Annotated in this window: 11 protein-coding genes, 1 other RNA gene and 2 pseudogenes; 6 read left to right on the top strand and 8 right to left on the bottom strand. The window is 58.3% G+C overall.

Annotation, left to right across the window (positions count from 1 at the left end):
- Positions 1-89: 89 nt before the first annotated feature.
- Both E5K04_RS08150 and E5K04_RS08145 read left to right on the top strand, forming a co-directional pair.
- Positions 90-227 (top strand): hypothetical protein, encoded by a 138-nt coding sequence (locus E5K04_RS08150; protein WP_205700324.1) that lies wholly within the window; start codon positions 90-92, stop codon positions 225-227.
- 735 nt (positions 228-962) lie between these two features.
- A complete protein-coding gene (locus E5K04_RS08145; RefSeq protein WP_136552850.1) occupies positions 963-3,212 on the top strand; it encodes a type 1 glutamine amidotransferase family protein in 2,250 nt (749 codons plus the stop codon).
- 87 nt (positions 3,213-3,299) lie between these two features.
- Here the strand turns inward: E5K04_RS08145 and lipA are convergent, their stop codons facing one another.
- The 4 genes from lipA to E5K04_RS08125 form a co-directional block, all read right to left on the bottom strand.
- Complete coding sequence (gene lipA, locus E5K04_RS08140; protein ID WP_136552848.1) at positions 3,300-4,247, bottom strand: lipoyl synthase; 948 nt, start codon at positions 4,245-4,247, stop codon at positions 3,300-3,302.
- A 51-nt stretch (positions 4,248-4,298) separates the two neighbouring features.
- Positions 4,299-4,931 (bottom strand): lipoyl(octanoyl) transferase LipB, encoded by a 633-nt coding sequence (lipB, locus tag E5K04_RS08135; RefSeq protein ID WP_136552846.1) that lies wholly within the window; start codon positions 4,929-4,931, stop codon positions 4,299-4,301.
- On the bottom strand, positions 4,928-5,200 hold the full coding sequence (locus E5K04_RS08130; protein ID WP_136552844.1) for an HP0495 family protein: 273 nt from the start codon (positions 5,198-5,200) through the stop codon (positions 4,928-4,930). The genes lipB and E5K04_RS08130 overlap by 4 nt, the downstream gene beginning before the upstream one ends.
- Before the next feature lie 74 nt (positions 5,201-5,274).
- Positions 5,275-6,411, bottom strand: a complete 1,137-nt coding sequence (locus tag E5K04_RS08125) for a D-alanyl-D-alanine carboxypeptidase family protein (protein WP_136552842.1) — start codon at positions 6,409-6,411, stop codon at positions 5,275-5,277.
- Between the two features lie 207 nt (positions 6,412-6,618).
- Here E5K04_RS08125 and ilvA point away from each other — a divergent pair, with 207 nt between their 5' ends.
- The 3 genes from ilvA to ssrA all read left to right on the top strand — a co-directional run bounded on the left by ilvA (position 6,619) and on the right by ssrA (position 9,266).
- Positions 6,619-8,151 (top strand): threonine ammonia-lyase, biosynthetic, encoded by a 1,533-nt coding sequence (gene ilvA / locus E5K04_RS08120; protein WP_136552839.1) that lies wholly within the window; start codon positions 6,619-6,621, stop codon positions 8,149-8,151.
- A gap of 58 nt (positions 8,152-8,209) precedes the next feature.
- A complete protein-coding gene (locus E5K04_RS08115) occupies positions 8,210-8,857 on the top strand; it encodes an HAD family hydrolase (protein WP_136552837.1) in 648 nt (215 codons plus the stop codon).
- 46 nt (positions 8,858-8,903) lie between these two features.
- Positions 8,904-9,266: a transfer-messenger RNA gene (gene ssrA, locus E5K04_RS08110) on the top strand.
- Positions 9,267-9,577: 311 nt separating this feature from the next.
- Here ssrA and E5K04_RS16880 read toward each other — a convergent pair.
- The 4 genes and pseudogenes from E5K04_RS16880 to E5K04_RS08090 form a co-directional block, all read right to left on the bottom strand.
- Positions 9,578-10,203: pseudogene (locus E5K04_RS16880) on the bottom strand (NAD(P)H-dependent oxidoreductase).
- A gap of 198 nt (positions 10,204-10,401) precedes the next feature.
- Entirely contained in the window at positions 10,402-10,776 is a 375-nt protein-coding gene (locus E5K04_RS08100; protein ID WP_136552834.1) for a DUF2255 family protein, read from the bottom strand.
- Positions 10,777-10,785: 9 nt separating this feature from the next.
- Positions 10,786-11,583, bottom strand: coding sequence for an SDR family oxidoreductase (locus E5K04_RS08095; RefSeq protein WP_136552832.1), 798 nt, complete (start codon positions 11,581-11,583; stop codon positions 10,786-10,788).
- Positions 11,584-11,611: 28 nt separating this feature from the next.
- Entirely contained in the window at positions 11,612-11,914 is a 303-nt protein-coding gene (locus tag E5K04_RS08090) for a putative quinol monooxygenase (protein ID WP_136552830.1), read from the bottom strand.
- Positions 11,915-12,132: 218 nt separating this feature from the next.
- Between E5K04_RS08090 and E5K04_RS16875 the strand changes: the two are divergent.
- Positions 12,133-12,864, top strand: a pseudogene (locus E5K04_RS16875) (AraC family transcriptional regulator N-terminal domain-containing protein).
- The last annotated feature ends 30 nt before the right edge of the window (positions 12,865-12,894 follow it).

Here is a 12,894-nt window from a genome sequence, read left to right as displayed (position 1 = left end):
CCAAGACAACAGGGGCAATATCATGAGCGCCCCCCATTCCGGTCGAGCACATCCAGACCGGCGTCCGCCTGGAAAAACGGCTGGTCAAGGTGCTGAAGGCGCTGGCCGAACACAAGGACATGACGCTGGGCGATCTCATCGAGGGCATCGTCCTGCACGCCTTCGACGGCAAGCAGCCGTTCTCGCCCGAGACACTCGCCGTCGTGGCCCAACTCAAGGCGATCTAAGGGCTGGACCTCGACGCTTCCGCCAGCCACCGCCTACAGGATGCAGCGGAGAGCCCGCACGCCGGCTGAACAGAGTAACGGCGCCCCGCCACCCACCGTGCAGGGAAAAGCCCCCCGTATCTACGGGGGATTGCTGAACCACAGCACCGACCGCAGCCCAAGCCGGTCGCCCGCAACACCCCTGCTTACTTGTCGTCCTGGCCAGGCTAGAAAAGCGCATCATTGGCAAAGCCTTTTGTCGCAAATCCACAACAGGTCATCACACCTGCGTAAATAATCCGCTGCATCGCCTTTCCCGTCCTGCAACGTAAAAAGACAGCCAGGTTGTATCCAATCTTCTTTATGCGCCTGCGCATTTTAATTTGCGTCGCCACTTTTTTTTAGTGAAGCGACAATCGGTACATCCACAGCACCGAGCAGGGAAATGACTTGCCTTGGCAAGTAGTCAGTCTGGCTTGAACCAGATAGAAATCCGCATTGCCTGCTCAAAAATTTTGATTTCACACGCCCACCCCCCTGATGCTACCTTGACTCGCCATGGTGCCTGACGATGGATTATTGGTTTGCCTTCCAGCCACGCACCAAAAATGGCGACTGCCGCATTCTTATTTTCCAAAAATTATCCAAGTACGGATCGGAGAATAAATACGTCAAAGCACCACCATTACTCAGTCTGGCCAGCAGGGAATTTCAAGTCGGATCATTCACGTACCAACCACAAGATGGGGGACTGCCATGCTATTGAAAAAAAACGTGCTCGCGATTTCAATCAGCAGCCTTACGCTGCTTTCCGGATGCCTCGGCGGTGGCAGTAACTCAAATGGGGGCAGCGAAAAAGCACCTGAAGCCCCCAAGGAGGCAGCCATTTCCAACGTGATTGTCGGCGGCTCAAACAAGTTTTGCAGCAGTTTCGACCTGGATGGCGGTGCCTTGAATACGGCATTACCCAACTGCACCGCCTCTTGGGAAGAGATTGCGGCGAAAGAGTTTGGCATCGCCCCCTCGGCCATCAGCTTTGACTACGATTATGTCGCGCGCACACCAGTATTTAGCGTCAACGAAAACAATCTGCAACGCCTAGAGGCATTGCCGGACACCCTTGTTTCAGCGCCGGTCAAAACGGCTACCGCAAAGGTACTCAGGGAGAAACTGATCGGCCAATCAGCCCTCACCCTTGACCAATTCAAACTGGGTGACCCGCTGTTTGCGGATGGCGACAGCTGGTGGCTTAATGGCGCGCTGGATGACTGGAACAACGTCATCACCGTGCTGTGCGGAAAATTCCTGCCTGACTATACGTCTCCGGCCGCCGCCGACGTTTGCACCCTCAGCCCGGCAACCATCGACAGCGTCAAGCAAATCGCCTTCAAGACACCGGCCGACAAGGACAAGGTCGTATTGATCCTGCAAGACCTGGTGAAAGACCTGGCCGGCGGCGGCGACACACTGACGCTGGCTTACAGAAATGCAGGCACGTTTAACGGCGTTTCCAACCTCGGCCTCAGAAGCGAATTCAGAAACCGCAAACTGACGAAGAGCGGCGCTGACTACACTTCCGCCCTGCCCGCCATGACCGACGGCGAGTGGGCGGTGGTACGCAGCGTATTCTCGGATACCGTCCCCGTCGACACCCCGCGCAAACGCGAATACCGCTCGTACCAGTACCTGAAAGATGCCGCCACCCGGGACATGACCAAACTGATGGTCGACGCCGCTCGCGCCAAGAACGGCGGCCAGACGCCGGTGTTTGGTATCTTCACCGGTTCCAGCGGCAACCCGTATGAAAGTACCGACATCCTGTCGTCCTTCCTGAAGGCGGCGGGTGCCAAGGTCGAATTCTTTGCCCTAGATGGCGGCCTGCGTCAGGCGATCGACAACCAGGACTGCGCAAACAGCAACCTGTACACCAACCGCTACGCTAACTCTGGCGGCGAGACGGGACACTTCAACCTCGAAGTCACTTACCCGGATCTGGCCGCCCGCCAACCCGAACTATGCGCGAACAACGCGGCCAAGCTCAACGAGAAGCTGAAAACCCTGAACGGGGCGTACTTCCTCGGCGGAGAACAGGCCCGTCACGTGGAAACTTTCATCACCAAAGACGCCGACGGCAAATTCAGCAAGATCAGCCCGCAACTGGACATCCTGCGCCAACGCTTTGCAGAAGGTAAATTGCTGGTCGCAGGCACCAGCGCCGGAGACCACTTCCAGAATGGTGGCCTCTGGAAGGGCAAACCCGTACCGATGATCGGCGGCGGCACGACTTACCAGGTCCTGACGCAAGGTTACAAGCCCGGCACCGGTGCGGCGCCGGACGATACAGCCTACCTTTACGCGCAAGGCGGCGGCGGATTCTTCCATTACGGCGTGCTCGACTCGCACTTCTCCGAGCGCGGCCGTGAAGCGCGCCTGATCCGCACGGTCAAGGAAAGCGGACTGGACTACGGCTTCGGCGTGGACGAAAACACCGCACTCGTCACTACCCGTCCTGACGCCAAAGGGACTACCACCTTCAGTGTGGTCGGTGCATCCGGCGTGTTCATCGCTGACGTACGCAAGGCGACGGCCAGCAGCACGGATGGGCAGAATTACGCCATCGATGGCGTCGTCGCCCACTACCTCAGGCAAGGCGACACCGCAACGATTGACCAGGCTGGCAACCTGACCATCCGCCTCGCACCGAACAACAAAACGGCAAGCGTCACGGCCGGCGCACCTACCGTGCTGAACAAGAAAGTCATGCAGACCAACCGGGTCGAACCACCGTTTGCCACCCTGACCGGCAAGATGGGGCAGACCGGCGCCAAACTCGGTTACGGCACGACCGAAGAGAGCAGCGGGCAAAACCTGCCTTACTACGGCGTCACGGCCACTCGCGACGATGCGACGGTGTTCAGGAGCAATACGGAGAACAAGTTCTCGTACACCGGCCTCAAGATCGGCTTTGCCCCCTGCCCGGCCAATACTTGCGTCGTACCCAAGTAAGCGCAGCGCGGGCAAGCACCATGAAAAAACCCCCGCCTGAGACCGGCGGGGTTTTTTGTCTTGCCGGCACCCAGCCGGCTACAGGCCTTACACCCCGGCCTGATGCGCCTGCTGGTCGGCGTGGTAGCTCGAGCGCACCATGGCGCCGACGGCGGCGTGGCTGAAGCCCATCTCGGTCGCCTGCGCTTCGAAGCCGGCGAACACCTCAGGGTGCACGTAGCGCAGCACCGGCAGGTGGCCGTCGGTCGGCTGCAGGTACTGGCCGATGGTCAGCATGTCCACGTCGTGCGCGCGCATGTCCTGCATCACTTCCAGCACTTCCTCGTCGGTCTCGCCCAGGCCCACCATGATGCCGGACTTGGTCTTCACCTCGGGGCGCAGCGCCTTGTAGCGCTTGAGCAGTTCAAGCGAGTGCAGGTAGTCGGCGCCCGGGCGCGCCTGCTTGTAGAGGCGCGGCGCGGTTTCCAGGTTGTGGTTCATCACGTCCGGCGGTGTCGCGGCGAGGATCTCCAGCGCGATCTCCAGCCGGCCGCGGAAGTCCGGCACCAGCACCTCGATCTGGGTGGCGGGCGAGACGCGGCGGATTTCGCTGATGCAGTCGGCGAAGTGCTGGGCACCGCCGTCGCGCAAGTCGTCGCGGTCGACCGAGGTGATCACCACGTAGCGCAGCTTGAGCGCGGCGACCGTCTCGGCCAGGTGCTTGGGCTCGTTCGGGTCGAGCGGGTTCGGCCGGCCGTGGCCGACGTCGCAGAACGGGCAACGGCGGGTGCAGATGTCGCCCATGATCATGAAGGTCGCGGTGCCCTTGCTGAAACACTCGCCGATGTTCGGGCAGGTCGCCTCCTCGCACACCGTATGCAGCTTCTGCGCGCGCAGGATGTCCTTGATCTCGCCGAAGCGCTGGCCGGACGGCAGCTTGGCGCGGATCCACTCGGGCTTTTTCAGCTTCTCGTCGAGCGGCACCACCTTGATCGGGATGCGGGCGGTCTTGGACGCCCCCTTGTGCTTGATGCCGGCTTCGTTGTCCTGCTTCATGGGCTCTCCAGTGGCACCTTGTGGGTGCCTTGTCGTTGCGTATCGGTTTGTTCAGTCTGCCTGCGGGACGGCCACCGGCGCGTCGATCGCGCGCTCGAGCTCGGGCACCAGCCGCGCGGCGACCTCGGCGAGGCTTGCCGCCACGCCAAGTTCGCGCAGCTGGGTGACCCTGAGCCCGGCGTAGCCGCACGGGTTGATCCAGCCAAACGGCGTAAGGTCCATGTCGACGTTCAGCGACAGTCCGTGGTAGACGGCGCCGCCCTTGATGCGCAGGCCGAGCGACGCGACCTTGGCGCCGTCGACATAAACGCCGGGCGCGTTGACATCGCCGTTGGCCTGGATGCCGTACCCCGCCAGCGTCGCGATGATCGCGTTCTCGATGCGGCGCACCAGCTCGCGCACGCCGACACCGAGCCGCTTGAAGTCGATCATCAGGTAGACCACCAGCTGGCCGGGGCCGTGGTAGGTGACCTGGCCGCCGCGGTCGGTGCGCACCAGCGGGATGTTGGTGTGGCGCAGCAGGTGTTCTTCCTTGCCCGCCATCCCCAGCGTGTAGACCGGCGGGTGCTCGACTACCCACAACTCGTCCGGCGTGTCCGCCGTGCGCGCGTCGGTGAATGCCTGCATCGCCCGCCAGGTCGGTTCGTACTCGGCAACGCCCAGTTGCCTGACCTGCCTCGTCACAGGACGATCTTGACCAGCGGGTGGCTGGTCAGCGACAGGTAGATCGCGTCGAGCTGCGCGCGGTTCTGCGCGTTGACGGTCACCGTCAGCGACAGATACTTGCCGCTCGAGCTCTCGCGCACCACCACGTCGACCTCGTCGAGGTCCGGCGCGTGCACGCGCACCACCTCGATCACCTGCGCCTGCAGTTCCTCATGGCGCTCGCCCATCACCTTGACCGGGAAGCGGCAAGGGAATTCAAACAGCGCGTCGGCCGGGTTATCACTCATGAATCTGTCTCCTAAACTGCGCCCTTCGCCTGGCGGCACAAGGCAGCGGGCGGCGCGAACGCCGCCCTCGCCGCTTACCAGCCGAGCCAGAGCTTGATGCTGTCCCACAGGCGGCTGAAGAAGCCGCCCTCTTCGATGGCGGTGAGCGCGACCACCGGCACTTCGCGCACCGGCTTGCCGTCCAGGCTGACCGTCAGCTTGCCGACGACCTGGCCCTTCTTCACCGGCGCGATCACCGGCTGCATGGTCGACAGGTCGGCCTTGAGCTTGCCGGCCTGGCCGCGCGCGACGGTCACGTACACGTCCTGGTTGAAACCGACGCCGAGTTTGCTCTCGCTGCCCTTGTACACCGGCACTTCGGACACCGCCTTGTTCGCCGCATACAGTTTGGGCGTTTCGAAGAACTGCAAGCCGTAGTTGAGCAGTTTCGAGCTTTCCACCGCGCGCGCCTCGGGGCTGGCGGTGCCGACCACCACCGACACCACGCGGCGGCCGTCGCGGTGGCTGGACGCGATCAGGTTGTAGCCGGCCGAGTTGGTGAAGCCGGTCTTCATGCCGTCGACGTTGGGGTCGCGGTACAACAGCAGGTTGCGGTTGGGCTGGGTGATGCCGTTGTAGGTGAACGACTTCATCGAGTAGATCTGGTAGTACTGCGGGAAGTCACGGATGATCGCCGCAGCGAGGATGCCCAGGTCGTGCGCGGTGGTGTAGTGCGCGTCGCCCGGCAGGCCGGTCGAGTTCTGGAAGTTGGTGTTCTTCATGCCCAGGCGCTTGGCCTCGGCCGTCATCAGCTGGGCGAACACTTCCTCGCTACCGGCAATCGCCTCGGACAGCGTCACGCACGCGTCGTTGCCCGACTGCACGATCATGCCCTTGATCAGGTCGTCGACCTTGGCCGGCACCTTGGGGTCGAGGAACATGCGCGAGCCTTCGGTCTTCCAGCCCTTCTGCGAAACCAGCAGCGTCTGCTCGGGCTTGAGGCGACCTTCCTTCAATGCCTTGAAGGTCAGGTAGGCGGTCATCAGCTTGGTCAGCGAGGCGGGTTCGACGCGCTCGTCAGGCGACAGCGAGGCCAGCGTCTCGCCGCTATGGAAATCGATCAGGTAGTAGGCCTTGCCGGCGATCTGCGGTGCCGGCGGGACGAAGGGAACCGAAGCGAAGGCCGGCAGCGCGAAGGTGGCTGCGACCAGCAGGGAAGTCAGTTTTTTCATCATCTGTCTTGCGTTGGAAAGCGAACCGATCGGTTCACAAAGAATCAGGCGCAGATTATACACACCCCGCCGCGCCGTGCGGCGCGCGAACAGCGTCCGGACTGGCAAAATCAGCCGTACAGGCCGCCCCCGGGGCTTTCCCTGCCCGGCCGCTTCCTGCTAACCTGACCCTCTAAAATACATGGGCATTTCACAAAGGAAAGCAAAATGGCGGCCGACTCTCGAGACTACCTGGAACGCATCCTGACTTCGCGCGTTTATGACGTAGCGATCGAGTCGCCGCTGGAGATCGCGCCCAACCTCAGCCGGCGCACCGGCAACACCCTGCTGCTCAAGCGCGAAGACCTGCAGCCGGTGTTCTCGTTCAAGCTCCGGGGCGCGTACAACAAGATGTCGCGGCTCAGCGCAGAGGAACGCGCCCGCGGCGTGATCACCGCCAGCGCCGGCAACCACGCGCAGGGCGTCGCGCTGTCGGCACGGCGCATCGGCTGCGAGGCGACCATCGTGATGCCGGAAACCACCCCGCAGGTGAAGATCGACGGCGTCCTGAGCCGCGGCGGCAAGGTGGTGCTCAAGGGCGAGTCTTACAACGACGCCTACCTGCACGCGATGGAACTGGTGGCAGAAACCGGCAAGACCTATATCCCGCCGTTTGACGACCCGGACGTGATCGCCGGCCAGGGCACCATCGGCATGGAAATCCTGCGCCAGCACCCGGACGCCATCGACGCAGTGTTCGTCGCCATCGGCGGCGGCGGCCTCGCCGCCGGCGTCGCCAGCTATATCAAGCGCCTCAAGCCCGGGATCAAGGTGATCGGCGTGCAGCCGGTGGATTCCGACGCGATGCGCCAGTCGATCGCCGCCGGCCACCGCGTCGAATTGAAGGACGTCGGCCTGTTCGCCGACGGCGTTGCCGTCAAGCTGGTCGGCGAAGAGACCTTCCGCCTGTGCCGCGAACTGCTGGACGAGATCATCGTGGTCGACACCGACGCCATCTGCGCGGCGATCAAGGACATCTTCGAGGACACCCGCGCCATCACCGAGCCGGCCGGCGCGCTGGCGGTGGCCGGCGCCAAGGCGTACATCGAGCGCGAAGCCTGCCAGGGCAAGACCTTCGTCGCCATCAACTGCGGCGCCAACATGAACTTCGACCGCCTGCGCCACGTCTCCGAGCGCTCCGAGCTGGGCGAGCGGCGCGAGGCCATCATCGCGGTGACCATCCCGGAGACGCCGGGCAGCTTCAAGCGCTTCTGCGCGGTGATCGGCAACCGCAACATCACCGAGTTCAACTACCGCTTCGCCGACCCGAAGACCGCGCACGTGTTCGTCGGCGTGCAGATCAGCAACCGGCAGGACGCCGAAGCCATCGTCGGCGCGCTGAAGGAAGCCGGGCTGGAGGGCATCGACCTCACCGACAACGAACTGGCCAAGCTGCACATCCGCCACCTGGTCGGCGGCCACGCGCCACAACTGGCCGACGAGCGCGTGCTGCGCTTCGAGTTCCCCGAGCGGCCGGGCGCACTCAAGCGCTTCCTCGACACCATGCGCACCGACTGGAACATCTCGCTGTTCCACTACCGCAACCACGGCGCCGACTACGGCCGCGTGCTGGTCGGCATCCAGGTCCCCGCCAGCGACAGCGAGGCGTTCGCGCGCTTTATCGACACGCTGGGCTACCCCTGCGTCGACGAGACCGACAACCCCGCGTACAAGCTGTTCCTCGGCAAGACTCTGCGTTAAGGCCGCGCGGGCGGTTACAATGGCCGCCCGCACGCCTAACCCGACCACGGAATACCGCATGATGCAGGCAGTCCTGTTTGACCTCGACGGCACCCTTGCCGACACCGCGCGCGACTTGGGTGGCGCGCTCAACCGCCTCCTCGCCGAAGAAGGCCTGCCGCCGCAGCCCTACGAAGCCGTGCGCCCGATCGCCAGCCACGGCGCGCGCGGGCTGGTCAGCCTGGGCTTTGGCATCGACGCCACCCACCCGCGCTTCGAGGAATACCGCCTGCGTTTCCTCGACCACTACGAGGCGTGCTTCGCCGAGTCGACCTGTTTGTTCGACGGCGTTGACGAACTCATCGACGGCATCGTCGGGCGCGGCCTGCAATGGGGCATCATCACCAACAAGCCGATGCGCTTCACCGACCGGCTGGTGCCCGCCCTGCCCTTCCGCCACCCGCCGGCGGTGGTAGTCAGCGGCGACACCGTCGGCGTCGCCAAACCCGACCCGCGCCCGATGCGCCACGCGGCCGGGATCATCGGTGTGACGCCCGAACGCTGCCTGTACGTGGGCGACGCCGAGCGCGACATCGCCGCCGGCCGCGCGGTCGGCATGACCACCGTGCTCGCCGCCTGGGGCTACATCGCCGACAGCGACCGCCCCGCCGAATGGGGTGCCGACATCGAGATCCCGCGCCCCGAGGCACTGCTTGCCCACCTGTAACGCTGGCGCTGCCCAAGCGCCCGGGGTATACTGGCCTCACTTATCTGGGGCCGACCTGGTTTCGACGGGGGTTGCGAAGCGGATGAGGGCATACCGGGATTTCAGTCACCCCGTAAAACGCTGAAATGCAATAGTCGCAAACGACGAAACTTACGCTCTGGCCGCTTAATTGCGCCAGACACTGCAACGGTTCGCTGATGGGCCGGGTGGGTCAAACCACTGCAGTGTCACTTTACATCAGCTAGTCCCGAGCCGGGTTACCTGACCCGGGGCGAAACTCTAGGTAACTCGCCAATGTCCAGCCTGTCCGTCGGCGTGGCAAAGGTTAAATCCAAATGGCGAGACTAAGTATGTAGAACTCACTGTGTAGGATTTCCGGACGCGGGTTCGATTCCCGCCGGCTCCACCAGACACCAAACCCAACCTGCCCCGGTTGGGTTTTTTCTTGCGCGCAAAGCCCGTGTTGGCGGATCTTCAGGCCTTGTCCTCGTGAGCTCCAACCATCCACACGTCACTATGCCGTGGGACTTTCGGCCTCTCCGACCAGCTAAAAAATCCTATATTTTGGGTTGTCGCTAGATTGGCGGATCCCTAACTTTTCGATGATCGATAAATTTTTGTTAGCTGCATTTCGTGGGATAAAACAAGATCTGCAGGTTGCAAGTTAAGCACTACCAAGATGGCGAGTCTATCTAATTAAAATCAGTACACACCAAACAATCAAGATGATTGTTGATCCCCGGACAATGAGAAACATAGATCCAAATGATTTTTATAGCGTTGAAAATATTCATTGATGGACGGGCTTTTTACAACATCAAAAGCGGCAAAAGTTGGCAAAGCCACCATCCCGAAAAATCGATAATTCATATGCACAGGGAAAATTAGATCATCCACACTTTTGCCACGAAACAAATATTCACTTGGATTGTTAAATGCTTCTTGCGGAGCATTGAAAGTCAATGACAGCATATATTTTTTTTCAACCAGGACACCACCGGTTCCATAACCTTCTTTAGGATTATCCGCCTCCCTTCCATCTCCCAAACAAAATAAGCCACTCATGCCGGCAGCAAATACAACGTCAAAATATTTTTTAATGACCACGGAACCATCATCCAATTAACTGGAGATTGCACTATTATGCAGTCAGCCCACAGGTGTTTATTTAGCTCGTCTTGGATATCGTAACCAGACTGAACAATCGTGGTTTTGATATTATATCCTTTGCGCTCAAGCAAATTAGTAGCCAAAAGAAACATTGCCGCACTTAATTCGCCTGGAGATCGAGCGTAATATTCGTGCCCATTGATCAGTAAAATATTATTCTTCACCTGATTGATCATTTCATTTTCGCTAGAGTTTTATGCCAAAGAAAAGCAGATACATCACCCAGTTTGTTAGCGACTCCAAGGCCGACCTTCAGAACACCAAGCAGAATCCAAACATAGCTCCACGAAAGCCTTGGCAGGCATTCGCCAACCAAGGCTTTCGTTTTGCAAATTTATTAGCTGTCCAAACATTGCTGATGAATTTAGCCCCAACTAGACCACTGGAACGAGCTCCATCGTTCTAGACATATAGCGACTACCGGTCATTTGCCGAGCAATATCTGGATAGCTTTGAAAACGATTGGCGTACTTATCCAGATAGGCCTCGTTAATTGCAGCACCGATCTGTTCAAGATCATCAGGTACTTGCGCCTTGATTGCAAAAACCTGATCGCCGCAACGAACGGCACCAATTGGATCCTGTAGAAATACGTCGTACCAGCTTTTCTTTGCAAACGAGTACTGCCTGCAAAAAAGCCTCCCTTTGGCTTCAACGATCCATATATCGTTAAAATGATGATGTTCCCCAGCACGAATTTGTGGCGTTTCGGTTTTCGCAACGAGCTCACGAATTTCTTCAATAGTCATGGCTGTCTCTCAAATTTCGTCAACCCAGAGTCGGGCCTGATATTCTTTACACCACTGTTCAACCGAAGCAGGAATCATAGTGCGAAATTTATGATGTTCAGCCGGAATTGTCTTCACCATAAGATCGATCATTGCCTGAGGATCTTCTTGTCCGACTGGAGCCGCAATTGCAGCCTGAATGTCACGCAATGGTTTTTCAGGGGTGAAATTACGAGTTGGATTGTACCAATGCTCAAATGTCTCATACATTCGATCATTGAATCCCGTTCGATATGCCCCTGGATTTATTGTGCAAACTTGCACTCCAAACTCTTTCAGCTCGTTTGCCATGCACTGCGCTATGGCTTCAAGAGCATGCTTGGATGCATTGTAAGGCCCAAGGTAAGGATAGGTTGAAACTCCAGCCATCGACGAGACAAATACAATTTTGCCCGACCCTCGATTTACAAACTTTTTGGCAAACAACTGAGCCATCGCCAACGACCCAAACACATTAACTTCAAAAACCTTTCGTATTCTTTCTGGAGGAATTTCTGCAATTGGCCCCGTTTCTCCAATCCCTGCATTATTCACAAGAATATCTATATCAAAGCTTTCCACATAAGCGCGGTCACTTTCGTCACATACGTCCAACTTAATTACATTCATGGTATTCAGACCTGCTGCCTGAGCCTCAGATCTTAGCAAAGTCACTTGACTCCACAACTCGACAGCAGCAATGACCTGGTGCCCTTCGGCAGCCAAACCCAGAGCGCAGCCCTTGCCAAGTCCAGAGCCTGCACCTGTAATCAGAATTTTTTTCGCCATCTCTTTTCTCCTTGTAGTCTATACAATTCTATTCAAACGGCCGGTAGCGATGAACCTCCGCCTCACCATCCATTAGTCCACCCAGGGCAATCAGTGCCTCTTGCAAATGCGGTGTTTTCCAGTGGGCGGCCTCTGCAGTGCCATCTTGCCAGTGCTCGATCGATGTCAGGCAAAGCGGCTCAGTGGTTGATTGGCAATAGCGGTATGAAAGACAACCAGCTTCCGTCCGCGTAGCTTCTGCCAATTTGTTCAACAAGCTGCGCATTGCTTCCTCCTGCCCCGGGCGGACTCGAAACTGTGCCGTCACGAAGACTTCACTGCTCTGTACCATGTTAGCTCCTGATCATCTGTACGAGGCCTGTCGCCTCAAGTACAGAGTAGGATGTGTAAAAGATAGCGAGATGCCAAATCCTATTGATTTTTTGCCTGATCCTGCTATGAATTTTGCATGACAAATAGACGCAGCGCGCCAAGCTTTGTTAATTTTTGTACAATTTAAATTGCCTATCAGTACGAACCAAAGTGAACGAATGCAAGCTTTAGGACTTCATGAGGGATTGTATGTATATCCAACAGTTGTATGAAATCAGGTCAAAGCTGGCAGGAACTCGACCTCAGGGTGTCGAGCAAACACATATTCCATCCGTCCGATTTTTTTGGGGAGAGCAACATGTGGCGCGCACGCTCCTTGTTTATCCAGCGAGCATTGTAATTATCGGACAGGGCAGTAAAACAGGTTATTTGGGCGAACTAACATTCCATTACAACGAAGACAACTATCTTGTAGTTGCCTTGCCCACACCTTTTGAGTGCGAAACATTTGCGACACCTTAAAATCCGCTACTCGGAATTATTGTCGATATCGAACCGGCAGTTTTGGGGGATTTGCTTCAGATTTACAATCCTGCACCGGCATTGTCCGATGATTTATGTGGGGTAGCACCGGCTGTAGTAAGCGAATCAATGCAAGCATGCGTTGACCGCCTAATAGCCTGCCTGCAAAACGCTGAAGACTGTCGCGTAATAGGGAGAGGGTTAGTGCGGGAGTTGATTTATCATGTTTTGAAGGGCCCACATGGACCCATGCTTGCCAAGCTTGCTGCAAAATCAACTCATAATGGCATCGGCAAAGTTGTTTCTTTTATACATCGTCACTATGGAAGCAGCATCTCTATTGAAATGATGGCCGGCATGGCCAATGTGAGTCCTTCTGCGTTTCATCGCCTATTCAAGATAGCAACCGGGTCCTTGAATCGCCCCGGCTTCTCTAGACACTCTTGAGCCGTTGGAAATATTGCTTCTCAAACTCTA

Source organism: Crenobacter intestini, from assembly GCF_004919095.1.
Lineage (GTDB): Bacteria > Pseudomonadota > Gammaproteobacteria > Burkholderiales > Chromobacteriaceae > Craterilacuibacter > Craterilacuibacter intestini.
This window is presented reverse-complemented; position numbering and strand designations above follow the sequence as displayed.

Bases quoted from the DNA above. Each gene is read 5' to 3' on its own strand.
- E5K04_RS08145 (WP_136552850.1), top strand. From the start codon at position 963: ATGCTATTGAAAAAAAACGTGCTCGCGATTTCAATCAGCAGCCTTACG.
- E5K04_RS08100 (WP_136552834.1), bottom strand. From the start codon at position 10,776: ATGACTATTGAAGAAATTCGTGAGCTCGTTGCGAAAACCGAAACGCCA.
- E5K04_RS08115 (WP_136552837.1), top strand. From the start codon at position 8,210: ATGATGCAGGCAGTCCTGTTTGACCTCGACGGCACCCTTGCCGACACC.
- E5K04_RS08130 (WP_136552844.1), bottom strand. From the start codon at position 5,200: ATGAGTGATAACCCGGCCGACGCGCTGTTTGAATTCCCTTGCCGCTTC.
- E5K04_RS08125 (WP_136552842.1), bottom strand. From the start codon at position 6,411: ATGAAAAAACTGACTTCCCTGCTGGTCGCAGCCACCTTCGCGCTGCCG.
- E5K04_RS08095 (WP_136552832.1), bottom strand. From the start codon at position 11,583: ATGGCGAAAAAAATTCTGATTACAGGTGCAGGCTCTGGACTTGGCAAG.
- lipA (WP_136552848.1), bottom strand. From the start codon at position 4,247: ATGAAGCAGGACAACGAAGCCGGCATCAAGCACAAGGGGGCGTCCAAG.
- ilvA (WP_136552839.1), top strand. From the start codon at position 6,619: ATGGCGGCCGACTCTCGAGACTACCTGGAACGCATCCTGACTTCGCGC.
- E5K04_RS08090 (WP_136552830.1), bottom strand. From the start codon at position 11,914: ATGGTACAGAGCAGTGAAGTCTTCGTGACGGCACAGTTTCGAGTCCGC.